General features: G+C 61.4%; 11 protein-coding genes. 1 reads left to right on the forward strand and 10 read right to left on the reverse strand.

What is annotated here, in order from left to right; genetic code table 11:
• Positions 1 to 190 precede the first annotated feature (190 nt).
• On the forward strand, positions 191 to 2,098 hold the full coding sequence (gene estP, locus KVG87_RS03950; protein WP_217849418.1) for an esterase EstP: 1,908 nt from the start codon (positions 191 to 193) through the stop codon (positions 2,096 to 2,098).
• Between the two features lie 173 nt (positions 2,099 to 2,271).
• Here the strand turns inward: estP and trpE are convergent, their stop codons facing one another.
• From trpE to KVG87_RS04000, 10 genes are all read right to left on the reverse strand, one after another.
• Positions 2,272 to 3,753, reverse strand: coding sequence for an anthranilate synthase component I (gene trpE, locus KVG87_RS03955; protein ID WP_150636785.1), 1,482 nt, complete (start codon positions 3,751 to 3,753; stop codon positions 2,272 to 2,274).
• 70 nt (positions 3,754 to 3,823) lie between these two features.
• The gene (locus tag KVG87_RS03960) at positions 3,824 to 4,642 is read right to left on the reverse strand and encodes a phosphoglycolate phosphatase (RefSeq protein ID WP_122612452.1); all 819 of its coding nucleotides are present in this window, start codon (positions 4,640 to 4,642) and stop codon (positions 3,824 to 3,826) included.
• Entirely contained in the window at positions 4,639 to 5,313 is a 675-nt protein-coding gene (gene rpe / locus KVG87_RS03965; protein ID WP_007918813.1) for a ribulose-phosphate 3-epimerase, read from the reverse strand. The genes KVG87_RS03960 and rpe overlap by 4 nt, the downstream gene beginning before the upstream one ends.
• Positions 5,314 to 5,427: 114 nt before the next feature.
• The gene (locus tag KVG87_RS03970; protein WP_016772910.1) at positions 5,428 to 6,576 is read right to left on the reverse strand and encodes an iron-containing alcohol dehydrogenase; all 1,149 of its coding nucleotides are present in this window, start codon (positions 6,574 to 6,576) and stop codon (positions 5,428 to 5,430) included.
• Positions 6,577 to 6,792: 216 nt separating this feature from the next.
• A complete protein-coding gene (locus KVG87_RS03975; protein ID WP_016772909.1) occupies positions 6,793 to 7,617 on the reverse strand; it encodes an ABC transporter permease in 825 nt (274 codons plus the stop codon).
• A 12-nt stretch (positions 7,618 to 7,629) separates the two neighbouring features.
• The gene (locus tag KVG87_RS03980) at positions 7,630 to 8,877 is read right to left on the reverse strand and encodes an ABC transporter permease (RefSeq protein ID WP_076564337.1); all 1,248 of its coding nucleotides are present in this window, start codon (positions 8,875 to 8,877) and stop codon (positions 7,630 to 7,632) included.
• Between the two features lie 276 nt (positions 8,878 to 9,153).
• Positions 9,154 to 10,197 (reverse strand): ABC transporter substrate-binding protein, encoded by a 1,044-nt coding sequence (locus tag KVG87_RS03985; RefSeq protein WP_217849420.1) that lies wholly within the window; start codon positions 10,195 to 10,197, stop codon positions 9,154 to 9,156.
• A 48-nt stretch (positions 10,198 to 10,245) separates the two neighbouring features.
• Positions 10,246 to 11,370, reverse strand: coding sequence for an ABC transporter ATP-binding protein (locus KVG87_RS03990; RefSeq protein WP_217849423.1), 1,125 nt, complete (start codon positions 11,368 to 11,370; stop codon positions 10,246 to 10,248).
• 246 nt (positions 11,371 to 11,616) lie between these two features.
• Positions 11,617 to 12,246 (reverse strand): response regulator, encoded by a 630-nt coding sequence (locus KVG87_RS03995; protein ID WP_003228820.1) that lies wholly within the window; start codon positions 12,244 to 12,246, stop codon positions 11,617 to 11,619.
• Between the two features lie 84 nt (positions 12,247 to 12,330).
• Entirely contained in the window at positions 12,331 to 14,727 is a 2,397-nt protein-coding gene (locus tag KVG87_RS04000) for a PAS domain-containing sensor histidine kinase (RefSeq protein WP_217849425.1), read from the reverse strand.
• Between the last annotated feature and the right edge of the window lie 25 nt (positions 14,728 to 14,752).

Genomic DNA, 14,752 nt, shown 5'->3' on the forward strand with positions numbered 1-14,752 from the left:
GCTGGTGATCAACACGGGGAAGGTCTCGTTCATACGTTCCGGCACAGTAACTTAGCTGGGCGGAGCGTGCAATATGGCGGGGCCTGCGGGTTATAAAACGGCAGAGGGATTCGCGACCGATGGCAAAATGCCGAACGTTTTTGGTACTGTCGTTTCGTTCACCTACAACAATAAATAAACGGACTTGCTCATGATCAGACAGACGTTGTTTGTACCGCTGGCCAGCTGCTTGCTCGCACTCGCCTGCGCCCAGGCCAATGCAGCGCCCAATCCTTATTCCAGTTTCATCGTCTTCGGTGACAGCCTCAACGATGCTGGCACCTTCGCCGACACGGGCGGCCCGGCGGGCTCCACCGAGCGTTACACCAACCGTACCGGGCCGGCGTATCAGGATGGCAGCGGCGAAGTTTTTTCATTGAATTCCACCCAGCTGCTTGGCGGCCGCCTGGGCTTTTCGCCCGACCAGACAGCCTCTTCCAGCTCCGCAGTGCGCGCGGAAAACGGCCAGCCCGACGGCAACAACTGGGCAGTCGGTGGCTATCGCACCGACCAGATTCTCGATTCGATCACTACACAATCGGCCACCGGTGAACGCACCCGCGCCGGGTACCTGCCGTCGAACGGCTTCCGCGCCGACCCGAATGCGCTGTATTACATTTCCGGTGGCGGCAACGACTTCCTCCAGGGCCGCATTCTCAGCCTGCCCCAGGCCAACGCCGCAGCCGATCGACTGGCCGACAGCGTGCAGACCCTGCAGACCGCTGGCGCCAAATACGTGATGGTCTGGCTCCTGCCCGACGTGGGCCTGACACCCGCTCTGAACGGCACGCCGCTGCAAGCGTTCAGCAGCACCCTTGCCAATCAATTCAACAGTCAGCTGGTGACGCGCCTGCAAGGCATCAACGCCGAAGTCATTCCGCTGAACATTCCGGTGCTGCTCTCGGAAGTCTTCGCCGACCCGGGGCGCTTTGGTCTGGCTACCGATCAGAACCTCACCGCGACCTGCTTCAGTGGCAATAGCTGCACGGAAAACGCCCGCTACGGGATCAACAGCGCCACGCCGGATCCGACCAAACTGATCTACAACGATGGCGTACACCCGACCGAATCCGGGCAAAAACTGATCGCCGATTACGCCTATTCGCTGTTGGCTGCACCGTGGGAATTGAGCCTGCTACCTGAAATGGCACACGGCACCGTGCGTGCGCATCAGGATGAATTACGCAACCAATGGCAGGCAGACTGGGAGAACTGGCAAGCGGTCGGTCAATGGCGCGCGATTGTCTCGGCCGGCGGACAGCATCTGGATGTCGACAGCCAAAGCAGCGGCGCCAGTGCCGATGGCAGCGGTTACAACCTCAACGTCGGCGGCAGCTATCGCTTGAACGAGGCTTGGCGCGTGGGCGTGGCGGCCGGTTTGTACCGGCAGAATCTCGAGGCCGGGCACAACGACTCCGATTACAAACTCAACAGCTACATGGCCACCGCGTTCGCCCAGTTCCAGCAGAATCGCTGGTGGGCCGACGCGGCGCTGACCGGTGGCAAACTCGACTACGACAACCTCAAGCGCAAGTTCGACCTCGGCGCCAGCGAGGGCGCGGAGAAAGGCGATACCGACGGCAGCCTGTGGGCGTTCAGCACGCGCTTGGGCTATGACATTGCGCAACCGGGCAGCCAATGGCATCTGTCGCCGTTTGTCAGCGCTGATTACGCCAGTGTCGATGTCGACGGTTACTCGGAAAAGAGCAACCGCGCCACCGCGCTGACCTTCGATGACCAGAGCCGCGATTCGAAACGCCTGGGCCTGGGCATCCAGGGCAAGTACAACTTCACCGCGCAAACCCAGGTGTATGGCGAGTACGCCCACGAGCGTGAGTACGAAGATGACGTGCAGAAGGTCAACATCGCGCTTAACACCCTGCCGGCCAATGACTTCACCCTTGAAGGCTACACACCGGCAAGTCACCTGAACCGCTTGAGCCTGGGTGTCAGTCACAAGCTGACGGCGGATCTGGCGCTGCGTGGCGGTTATACCTTCCGCAAGGATGATGACTTCAAGCAGCAGGGAGTGAATGTCGGGGTTGTGCTGGATTTCTGAGTCGTAGATGCAAAAAAGCGGCGCCTGATAGGGCGCCGCTTTTTTTATGCCTCAACACAAAACCCAATGTGGGAGCGAGCCTGCTCGCGAAGGCGCTGGGTCAGTCAACATCAACGGTGACTGATACACCCTCTTCGCGAGCAGGCTCGCTCCCACACGGGAAATTGCGTGGCTCAGGCGTCCGGGGTTTGCTCAGCCAGGGCAACGGCGCGGAACATCGCGCGGCGTTTGTTCAGGGTTTCTTCCCATTCCAGCGCCGGCACCGAGTCGGCGACGATGCCGCCGCCGGCCTGCACGTGCAGCTCGCCGTTCTTGATCACCGCCGTGCGAATGGCGATGGCGGTGTCCATGTTGCCGTTCCAGGCGAAGTAACCGACCGCACCGCCGTACACGCCACGCTTGACCGGCTCCAGCTCGTCGATGATTTCCATCGCGCGAATCTTCGGCGCGCCCGACAACGTACCCGCCGGCAAAATCGCTCGTAGTGCGTCCATCGCGGTCAGGCCCGACTTCAACTGGCCGGTGACGTTGGAGACGATGTGCATCACATTGGAATAACGCTCGATGACCATTTTCTCGGTGAGCTTCACCGAGCCGATTTCCGAGACTCGCCCGGTATCGTTGCGACCCAGATCGATCAGCATCAAGTGCTCGGCGATCTCCTTGTCATCCGAGAGCAGATCCTGCTCCAGCGCCACATCGGCTTCTTCGGTGGCACCGCGTGGGCGCGTGCCGGCGATCGGGCGCACGGTGATCAGGTTGTCTTCGACGCGCACCAGCACTTCCGGCGAGCTGCCGACGACGTGGAAATCGCCGAAGTTGAAGAAGTACATATACGGCGTCGGGTTGAAGCAACGCAGCGCGCGATACAGATCGATCGGCGCAGCCTTGAAGTCGATCGACATGCGCTGCGACGGCACCACCTGCATGCAGTCGCCGGCAAGGATGTATTCCTTGATGGTGTCGACGGCTTTTTCGTAATCGTCCTGGGTGAAACTGGAACGAAACACCGGATCGGCCGATTGCTGTTTGCTGAAATCCAGGCCACGACGCGGGGTGATCGGCTGACGCAGTTGCTCGAGCAGTTCCTGCAAACGCGCCTGACCTTGCTCGAAGGCATCGGCCTGGGCCGGGTCGGCGAGGACAATCGCGTGCATCTTGCCGGCCAGGTTGTCGAACACCACCACGGCGTCGGAAACCATCAGCAGAATGTCCGGCACGCCCAGCGGATCCGGGTTCGGGCACTTGCCCAGACGCTTCTCGACATAGCGCACGCAGTCATAACCGAAGTAACCGACCAGGCCCCCGTTGAAGCGCGGCAGGCCGGAAATGGTCGGCACGTTGTAACGGGCCTTGAACGTTTCAACGAAGGCCAGCGGGTCTTCGACGTCATGGCTTTCGGTCTCGACGCCATCGACGGTGATGCTGACGTGATGGTCATGAACCCGCAGCACGGTGCGGCACGGCAAGCCGATGATCGAATAACGGCCCCATTTCTCGCCGCCCTGCACCGACTCGAGCAGGTAGGAGTTGGGCTGGTCGGCCAGTTTCAGGTAGATCGACAGCGGCGTGTCGAAGTCGGCCAGGGTTTCGCAGGCCAACGGGATGCGGTTATAGCCATCAGCGGCCAGACGCAGGAATTCTTCGCGATTCATAAGGTGCCTCGTGGTGTGAGGTGCAATCAGTCAGGTATGCAAACGCGCCGGCAGGGCCGGCCAGAATCAGTCAGGCGCGCCAACGCCAGCGGGCCAGGGCCTTGATGACTTTCATCCAGAGTTTGCGGGTGACCACCACGATGGCGTTTCCAGAAGGGGGTTGAACAGCGTCGGGCAACGTTATCCCACCGGCCAGATCCAGGCAACCGGGAATTAGTTTGCGCAAATCGTCGATCACCAGTGCCGGGGATTCCTCGGCAATCGGCCGGCCATGGTTGTAGCCGTAACTCAGCGCCACACACTTGACCCCCGCTGCTTTCGCCGCCTGCACATCGCTGCGCGAGTCGCCGACGAACAACGATTGCGAGGCCGGAATGTTGGCCATTTTCATCACGAAAAACAGCGCCGCCGGGTCAGGCTTCTTCTGCGGCAGGGTATCGCCGCCGATGATCCACTTGAAGTAGCGGCCGATCTTCATCTGATCGAGCAGAGGCGCGACGAAGCGCTCGGGCTTGTTGGTGATCAGCGCCATGGCCACGCCTTGCTTGTGCAGCCACTTGAGCGTGTCGCGCACACCGGGATAGACCACGGTCAGCTCATGGCTGGCGCCGTAAGCCTCCATGAAAATCTCCAGTGCGCGCTCGGCTTCAGCGTCGTCCACTGCCGAGTCATCGATACCACCCGCCAAGGCCCGACGCACCAGCACCGGCGCGCCATTGCCGACCCATTCGCGCACCGCTTCGATACCTGCCGGCGGACGGCCGAGGGAGAGCAGCATGGTGTCCACCGCCGCTGCCAGGTCGGGAACCGAATCGATCAGCGTGCCATCCAGATCGAACATCACCAACCGTGGCAGCTGCCCCGGGAACAACTGCTCAAAACCGCTCATGGGCGTGCCAGTGCCAGTTCGGAACGCATCTTGTCGATGACTTCCTGATAGTTCGGCGCGTTGAAAATGGCCGAGCCGGCGACGAAGGTGTCAGCACCAGCAGCGGCAATTTCGCGGATATTGTTGACGTTGACGCCGCCGTCGATTTCCAGGCGGATGTCGCGGCCCGAGGCGTCGATGATCGCCCGCGCTTCACGCAGTTTGTCGAGGGTGCCGGGAATGAACTTCTGCCCGCCGAAGCCCGGGTTGACGCTCATCAGCAGGACCATGTCGACCTTGTCGATCACGTACTTGAGCACGTCCAGCGGAGTCGCCGGATTGAACACCAGACCGGACTTGCACCCGCCTTCGCGGATCAGTTGCAGCGAGCGATCGACGTGCAGCGTGGCTTCCGGGTGGAAGGTAATGTAGGTCGCGCCGGCTTCGATGAAGTCGCCGACGATGCGGTCCACCGGGCTGACCATCAGGTGCGCGTCGATCGGCGCGGTGACGCCATACTTGCGCAGTGCCGCGCAGACCATCGGGCCGATCGTCAGGTTCGGTACGTAGTGGTTGTCCATGACATCGAAGTGGACGAAGTCGGCGCCGGCGGCGAGAACGTTGTCCACTTCCTCGCCGAGGCGGGCGAAGTCGGCGGAGAGGATCGACGGAGCAATTACGAAGGGCTGCATGACGCACCTGTGCTGAGCTAAATCACGATGGCGCGCATTGTATACCTCAAGTTTCCACACGCGCACCGGGACCGCGATGATTGGGTTGTGCCATGAGCCCTCAGCGACCGCGCCTCAGTAAGCCGCGCGGTAGATCTTCTCGATATCGCCGGCGCTGAGTTTGCGCGGATTGTTGCGCATCAGCCGCTCGATGCCGGCGGCTTCCACGGCCATCGCCGGGATCGCTTCCTCCGGCACGCCGAAACTGCGCAGCCCGGCAGGGATTTCCACCGCCGCGCACAGGTCGGTCATGGCCTGCACGGCTTTGTCCGCAGCTTCGCTGGCGCTCAGATGCGCGGTCTTCACGCCCATGGCTTCGGCAATATCCTGCATGCGTTCAACACAGGCCATTTTGTTCCAGGTCATCACATAGGGCAGCAGCAAGGCATTGCTGACACCGTGGGCAATGTTGAAGCGACCGCCCAGCGGATACGCCAGCGCATGCACCGCACCGACCCCGGCGTTACCGAACGCCATGCCGGCCATGAGGCTGGCGGTGGCCATGTCTTCGCGCGCTTGCAGGTTGGCGCCGTTGGCGTAGGCCTTGGGCAGAGCGCTGGCGATCAGCTTGATTGCGCCGATGGCGAGGGAGTCGGTGATCGGCGAGGCGTTCACCGACAGATAGGATTCGATAGCGTGCACCAGTGCATCGACACCACTGGCGGCGGTAACGCTGCGCGGACAGGTCAGGGTCATTTGCGGACTGACCAGCGCCACATCGGGCAACAGATAGTCGCTGACGATGCCTTTCTTCAACTGCGCGACCTTGTCCGAGAGGATCGCCACATTGGTGACTTCAGAGCCGGTGCCGGCGGTGGTCGGAATGGCTATCAGCGGCGGGCCCTTGCGCGGCACCTGATCGACGCCGAACAGATCTTCCAGCGCGCCGTGATATCCGGCGTAGGCGGCGACACTTTTGGCAATATCGATGGCGCTGCCGCCCCCGAGGCCGATCAAACCGTCATGCCCGCCCTCACGGTAGGCACGCATGCAGTCTTCGACGATGGCGATTTCCGGATCGGGCAGTACACGGTCGAAAATCTCGTATTCGCGTCCGCCGAGTTGCACCAGCGCCAGCTCGACAGTACCGGACTTGACCAGCGCGGCGTCGGTGACGATCAACGGGTTGTCGATGTCGAGGCGGGTGAGTTCGGCAGCCAGTTGCTCGATGGCTGCGGCGCCGGTGATCAGTTTGTGAGCGATTTTGAACTGGGACAGACTCATGGTGCGCAGCCTCTTATAGATGTGGGAGCTGGGCACAAGATTAGCTGGGGATTTGGGGTTGTCTGCTATTCACCCTATGAATGACCAGATCGAGAAGACCACGATCAACTGTGGGAGCGAGCCTGCTCGCGAATACGGTAGCCCTTTCAACTGAAATGAGCAGACACACCGCCTTCGCGAGCAGGCTCGCTTCCACATTTTTGACCGCTTTCGAAGTCAGACTTGCGCAGTACGCAGTTTCTCGCTGCGTCCGCGCAGCCATTCCAGCGTCAGCAGCAAGATCACCGAGAAAGCAATCAGTAACGTCGCCGCAGCGGCAATCGTCGGGCTGAGGTTTTCGCGAATCCCGCTGAACATCTGCCGAGGCAATGTCGCCTGCTCAGGCCCGGCGAGAAACAGCGTCACCACCACTTCATCGAAAGAAGTCGCAAAGGCAAACAGCGCCCCGGAAATCACTCCCGGCGCAATCAGCGGCAAGGTCACCCGGCGGAACGCCGTCAGGGGTGAAGCACCGAGACTCGCAGCCGCACGCACCAGGTTGTGATTAAAACCCTGCAACGTCGCCGACACGGTGATGATCACAAACGGCACACCCAATACCGCATGCACGACGATCAGCGAGAAGAAGCTGTTACCCAGCCCCAGCGGCGCGAAGAACAGATAACTCGCCACGCCAATGATCACCACCGGCACCACCATCGGCGAAATCACCAGCGCCATCACCAGCGACTTGCCGGGGAAGTCGCCACGGGTCAGACCGATCGCCGCCAGGGTGCCGAAGATCATCGCCAGCACCGTCGCCGCCGGGGCGACGATGATGCTGTTCTTCAGCGCGCGCATCCATTCCGCCGAGGCGAAGAAGTCGTGGTACCACTGCAGCGAGAAACCCTGCAGTGGATAGACCAGAAAACTCCCCGAGTTGAACGACAGCGGAATGATCACCAGCACCGGCAGGATCAGAAACAATAGAATCAGGCCGCAGAGGATCCGCAGGCTGTAGAACCACACCCGTTCGATGGGCGACATGTAAGGACTCAGCATCGCAAATTCCCCTTAGCTCAGGCGCAGGCGACTGGCGCCGACCAGCCAGCTGTAGATCAGATAAAGCACCACGGTCGCCAGCAACAGCAAGCCGCCGAGCGCGGTGGCCATGCCCCAGTTGATGCTGGTGTTGGTGTAGAAGGCGACGAAGTAGCTGACCATTTGGTCGTTCGGGCTGCCGAGCAGCGCCGGGGTGATGTAGTAGCCGATGGCGAGGATGAACACCAACAGGCAGCCGGCGCCGACACCCGCGTAGGTCTGCGGGAAGTACACCCGCCAGAAACTGGCGAACGGATGACAGCCGAGGGAAATCGCCGCGCGCATGTAGGTCGGCGAGATGCCTTTCATCACGCTGTAGATCGGCAGAATCATGAACGGCAGCAGAATGTGCACCATCGAGATGTACACGCCGGTGCGGTTAAACACCAGTTCCAGCGGTTTATCAATGATGCCCATGGCCAGCAGCGCACTATTGATCAGGCCGCCGGATTGCAGCAGCACGATCCACGCTGCGACCCGCACCAGAATCGAAGTCCAGAACGGCAGCAGCACCAGAATCATCAGCAGGTTGCTCTGCCGCGAAGGCAGATTCGCCAGCAGATAAGCCAATGGATAAGCGAGCAACAGGCAGATCACGGTGATGACCAGGCCCATCCAGAACGTGCGGGCGAAGATGTCGAGGTAGATCGCCTGATCCGGGGTGGCCGGGGCCAGTTCGCCGAGGTCATCGATACGGTGATCGACCGCCGCCAGCAGGTAATACGGAGTGATGCTGCTGGTGTTGCGTTTCACCGCTTGCCAGTAGGCCGGGTCGCCCCAGCGTTCGTCGAGCGCTTCCAGCGCTTCTTTATAAGAAGCCGGTTCGCTGGCGAACGGCAGCGCCCGAGCGGTTTTGGTCAGCAGGCTGCGGTAGCCGGCCAACTCCATGTTCAAGCGCTTGGACAGATCGCCCAGCGTCTGGTTTTTGCGGGCTTCGGCGAGGTCTTCGCTGGCCGCCTTGTACACCGGTTCGGCGGGCAGACCACGGCCGTCCCAACTGGCGATGGCAGTGACAGTGCGCGGCATGCCGCCAACCACTTCCGGGTTGCCGACGCTTTTATAGAGCAGCGCCACGATCGGCACCAGAAACACCAGCAGCAGAAACAGCACCAGCGGCGCAATCAGTGCCTGGGCCTTCCAGCGGTTGACCCGCTCGGCGTGCTTGAGCTTCTGCTTCAAGGTGGGGCTGTTGCCTTCGTTCAGGGGAACGGCGATGGCCATGACGTACTCCGCAAATCTTTGATCGTTACAGAGGTGGCGAACCACCTCTGTTGCGTTGAAACACTGCTACCTGTGGGAGCGAGCCCTCCTGTGGCAGCGAACCTTTGTGGCGAGGGGATTTATCCCCGTTCGGCTGCGCAGCAGTCGTAAAACCTGAGAATGCGGTTTACCTGACCCACCGAGCGGGTATGGCTTCGGGGCTGCTTCGCAACCCAACGGGGATAAATCCCCTCGCCACAAAGCGCCCTTGCCATCTCCATACAGGTAAAACAGTGGTTATTTCGCCGCCCAGGAATTGAAGCGCTGTTCCAGTTGCTCGCCGTTGTCAGCCCAGAAGCTGACGTCGATCTGCACCTGGTTGGCGATGTTTTCCGGGGTGGTCGGCATGTCTTTCAGGACATCCTTGGCCAGCAGCGGCACGGCCTGGGTGTTGGCCGGGCCGTAGGCGATGTTTTCCGAGTAGGTCTTCTGCTGCTGCGGCTGTACCGAGAAAGCGATGAATTTTTTCGCCGCTTCCGCGCGCTTGGCATCCAGACCTTTCGGGATGGCCCAGGCGTCGAAGTCGTAGATGCCGCCGTTCCATACCACTTTCAGGTTGGATTCTTTCTGCACCGCCGCGATGCGACCGTTGTAGGCCGAGCTCATCACCACATCACCGGAAGCGAGGTATTGCGGCGGTTGTGCGCCGGCTTCCCACCACTGAATGCTTGGCTTGAGCTCATCGAGTTTCTTGAACGCGCGATCCTGGCCGCCCTTGCTCGCCAGCTCTTTGTAGACGTCTTTCGGAGCTACACCGTCGGCCATCAGCGCGAATTCGAGGGTGTATTTGGCGCCTTTGCGCAGACCGCGCTTGCCCGGGAATTTCTTGGTGTCCCAGAAATCCGCCCAACTGGTCGGCGGGGTTTTCAGCTTGTCAGCGTTGTAAGCCAGTACGGTCGACCAGACGAAGAAACCTACGCCGCACGGCTGAATGGCGCCCTTGACGTAGTCTTCGGTCTTGCCGAACAGTGCCGGGTCGAGTTGCTCGAACATGTCTTCGTCGCAACCCCGGGACAGCTCTGGCGATTCAACTTCGACCAGATCCCACGACACGCTCTTGGTGTCGACCATGGCTTTGACCTTGGCCATCTCGCCGTTGTATTCGCCGGCAACGATCTTGCCGTTACCCGCCGCTTCCCACGGTGCATAGAAGGCTTTGACTTGCGCCGCCTTGTTCGCCCCGCCAAACGACACCACGGTCAAGTCCGGGCCGGCAGCCATCGCGCCGGTCGCACCCATCAGGCCCAGAGTCAGGGCGGTGAACTTCAGGGATCTCAACATTTATTGTTCTCTCCACGTGCAGGGTTGGTGTTGGTATTGCCGGGGCGCTTAGTGCGCCTCTAAAAGCGGATCGAGCGCGCGAACGTGCTCGACCTGCCAGCCAAGCGGTACCACGTCGCCGACAGCGAGCGCAGGATCGAGCTCGGCAATCGGTTGTTTCACGAAGAAGTCGGTCTTGCCGCAGACTTCCAGGCGCACCCGGACGTGGTCGCCCAGATAGATGAATTCCGCCACCCTCCCTGAGAAGCGGTTGACGCATTGATCGCTCGAGCCGTTGAGGCTGACGCGCTCCGGACGGATCGACAGGGTTACCGGTTCGCCGGTCTGGCCAACGTTGACGGCCAGCGCCTCGACCTTCTCTCCACGCCCCAACTCGACCACGCAGCGCTCGCCGCTCTGGCTGAGCAGGTGGCCGTTGAGGCGGTTGTTCTCGCCAATGAAGTTGGCGACGAAGGTGTTTTTCGGTTCTTCGTATAGGGTGCGCGGCGGGGCGATCTGCTGGATTTCGCCTTGATGGAACACCGCGACGCGGTCGGACATGGTCAATGCTTCACCCTGATCGTGGGTCACGTAGACCACGGTCACGCCGAGGCGCTGGTGCAGGTGCTTGATCTCCATCTGCATGTGTTCACGCAGTTGCTTGTCGAGGGCGCCCAGCGGCTCGTCCATCAGCACCAGCTGCGGTTCGAACACCAGCGCGCGGGCCAGTGCCACACGTTGCTGCTGACCACCGGACAACTGCGCCGGGTAACGCGAGGCGAAGGCATCGAGCTGAACCATGCTGAGGACTTTCTTCACCCGCTCGCTGACGTCGCTTTTGTTCAAGCCGCGCACGGTCAACGGGAAAGCAAGATTCTCCGCGACAGTCATGTGCGGGAACAGCGCGTAGTTCTGGAACACCATGCCGATATCGCGCTTGTGCGGCGGCACGTTGTTGATCGAACGCCCGGACAGGAGGATTTCACCGGCGGTCGGCGTTTCGAACCCGGCGAGCATCATCAGGCTGGTGGTCTTGCCGGAACCGGACGGCCCGAGCAGGGTAAGAAATTCGCCCTTGCGAATGTCCAGGTTGAGGTCTTTGACGATCAGGTTCTCGCCGTCGTAGCTCTTCTGCACACCACGAAAGCTGACCAGCACATCACTGGTCCCTGCGCTTGTATCGACCTGGCTCATACCCACACCTTTGTTGTTGATGACTGCTAGTTCATCAAGCCTAGTGGCTGGCGGCGGCCACGCAAATCGGGGCGCAGGAGAGAATCGCTTAAGCGCAATGGAAGGTTGGGGGTAGGGATTGCCCTACAAGGATGGCGCGTTTGGGCAAACGCAGCGGCAAGGGGCAAGCTGCAAGCCGCTAGTAAAGGCAAAAGCGTCTGTCGCTAATGGATATGCCAACTCGCTCCCACATGAGGGCGGTGACGGTCAGAGGAGTTTGTGCTCCATCGCGTATTTCACCAGTTCGGCCAGGGAGGTGATGTTGAGCTTCTGCATCAGCCGCGCCTTGTGCGTGCTGATGGTCTTGCTGCTCAAGGCCAGTTGCTGGGCGATGTCGTTGACGTTGGCGCCCTGGGCCAGGCGTTCGAACACCGAGAATTCGCGTTCTGACAACAGCGAATGCAGTGGCCGGGTATCGGTCAGGCCGACTTCGAAGACCATGCGGTCGGCCAGTTCCGGGTCAATGTAGCGCCCGCCCGCCGCGACCTTGCGGATCGCCGTGAGCAGCAGCGCCGGATCGCTGTCCTTGGTCGCATACCCGGCCGCGCCGACCTTCAATGCGCGCGCAGCCATTTGCGCTTCGTCGTGCATCGACAGCACCAGAATCGCCGGCGGATTGTTCAGCGCACGGATGCGCGGGATCGCTTCCAGGCCGTTGACGCCGGGCATGGAGATGTCCAGCAGCACCACCTCGCACGGCACGCTGCGCAGGGTTTCGAGCAGTTGCTCACCATTGCTCGCCTCCCCCACTACTTGCAGATCTTTGGCCAGGCCGATCAATTGCTTGATGCCTTCGCGGACGATGGTGTGGTCTTCGGCTACCAGTACACGGATCACGTTCTTCTCCAGATTTCAGGTACACACCAATCCCTGTGGGAGCGAGCCTGCTCGCGAAGGCGTCAGCGCTCACGACACAAATCCTCAGACTTCACTCACCGGCACTCGCACCACCAGACTGGTGCCCTCCCCCGGCTCACTCACCAGCTCCAGCCGCCCGCCCATGATCAGCACCCGCTCACGCATGCCGACCAGGCCAAACGACGTCGGCCTACCCTCGGCCGCGACAAATCCTACGCCATCATCGCTGACGGTCAGACACAATTCATCGCCCGCAAGCTCCAGCGTCAGCTCCACCGTGTGCGCCTGAGCATGGCGCATCACATTGGTCAGCGCCTCCTGCAAAATCCGGAACAGCCCCACCGCTTTGGCATCGCTGAGTGCCGGCAGGTTGTCCGGCACCTGCACCAGACACGGTATCTGTGTGCGCGCCTCGAAACGCCGAGCCTGCCACTCGATGGCCGAGGCAATCCCAGCATCAAGGATCGGCGGGCGCAACGCCGTCGCTACATCACGTACCAGCTGAAACAACTGCGCGATCAGGCGTTTCATGCTGTTGAGCCGCTCGTTGAGTCCCGGATCGAGTTGCGCGTAGGCCAATTCGCACATCGATGTCTCCAGTTTCAGCACGGTGAGCATCTGCCCCAACTCATCATGAACTTCCCGGGCGATGCGCGCCTTCTCTTCTTCGCGCACGCTCTCCAGGTGCGCCGACAGTTCACGCAGTTGCTCGCGCGAGGCCGCCAGTTCCAGCTCTATGCGTTTGCTTTCGCTAATGTCCCAGACGATGCCGTCCCACACATAGGCGCCGTCCTCCAGCTGGCGGGTGATCGCCTTGATCTCGGCCCAGCGCTGCTCGCCCCGGCGCGTGACGATGCGGCCCTGCCACGACCAGTCGCTGTCAGTGTCCAGCGCCTGATCCTGAGTACGGTGATAACTGGCCCTGTCGTCGGGGTGCACCAGGCTGCGCAGGCCCATGTCGCGATGGGCGATGGCTGCCGGTGCATAACCGACCAGACTTTCGCTGCCCTCGCTGATGTAGGCAAAGTCGATCTGCCCGGTGACCGGTGCCCGCTCCAGCCTGAACACCAGACCCGGAACGTTGGCGGCGATGCCTTGCAGGCGCGCCTCGCTTTCCTGCAAAGCGGCGAGCGCGCGGCGGCGGTCGGTGACATCGGTGAGGTAGACCACCAGATATTCACTGTCGCGAAAACGCAGAAAACTCAGGGAAACGTCCGCCGGCAGCACACTGCCATCTGCGCGCAGGCAGCTGGTTTCGAAGCTCAGCGGCCCTTCTTCACTGGCCCGTGCACGCTTCCACAGATTGAGCCAGCGATCCATGTGCAGGCCGGGCTCGAAATCGATAAGCGGCCGTTCGATCAGCCCGCCCGAGGGATAGCCGAGCATGTTTTCCGCCGCGCGGTTGGCGTAGCGCACATGGCTGTCCCAATTGACCCAGAGAATGCCGACGGTGCTTTGGTCTATGGAAAACTGGGTCAGCCGCAGCGCCTCTTCACTGGCCGCGCGCAGTGCAATGTCTTCGCGGGCGCTGAGCAAACGTTGTTCGAGACTGTGCTGTTGGCGTCGTTGCCAGACCACGATCGCCGCGCAACTGAGCAGCATCACCGCGAACAACAGACTGAGGTTCTGCCAGAATCCAGGAGACTCGGTCAGCCGGGGGTATTTCGGCTGCAGCCATTGGTTGTGCAATTGCTCCAGATCCTTGGCCGGGATCGCGCGCAAGGCGCTCTGGACGATGCCGGCCAGTTGCGGCCAATCGCGCCGCGAGGCCACACGCAGCAGTTGCGGCAGGCCGATATCGCCAACCACCACCAGTTCGGCAAACTCCGGCTCCACCGACAGCCGCCCCAACTGCGCTTCGTCGACCACCGCGTAGGAGGCTTGCTGACTCAACAGCAGCTGCAACGCCTGACGCTCCAGCGGTACGCCTTGCAGATTCAAGTGCGGATAGTTGCTGCGCAGGTAATCGGCGGTGCTGCTTGGCATGCGCACGGCGACGCGGGTCGCGCTGTCGAGCTTTTCCAGATCGACCGCGCCGCTGCTCTTCTGGTCGCTGACCACCAGTTGCGGCACGCGCATGTAGGGGTCGGAAAACTGCCAGAGGCGCAGCGCGCTCGGGGTCTGGCTGAGGCCCGGAGCGATGTCGATCTCGCCCTCGCGCAAAGCGTTTTCCAATGCCCCCAGATCCTGAAAGTTGCGCCAGCTCAGTTCCACGCCGAGGGTTTTGGCCAGCAGCTTCATCAACTCGACATTGGCCCCGGACAATCGCTGCAGGCGCCGATCGTAGGTCGCGTAGGGCGCCTGCAAGACCAGGCCGACGCGCAATTCGTTGTGCTGCGCCAGCCATTGCTGCTGCTCTGGCGACAATTGCGCGGCATGAGCCGGTGGCGCAGGCGCCGCCCAGCCCATCAAGGGAAGCCACAAACAGCCGATAACCCACAGGCAGCAAAATCGCTTCATTGAAGTCTCATACACTGACAAATTC

Source organism: Pseudomonas siliginis (genome assembly GCF_019145195.1).
GTDB lineage: Bacteria > Pseudomonadota > Gammaproteobacteria > Pseudomonadales > Pseudomonadaceae > Aquipseudomonas > Aquipseudomonas siliginis.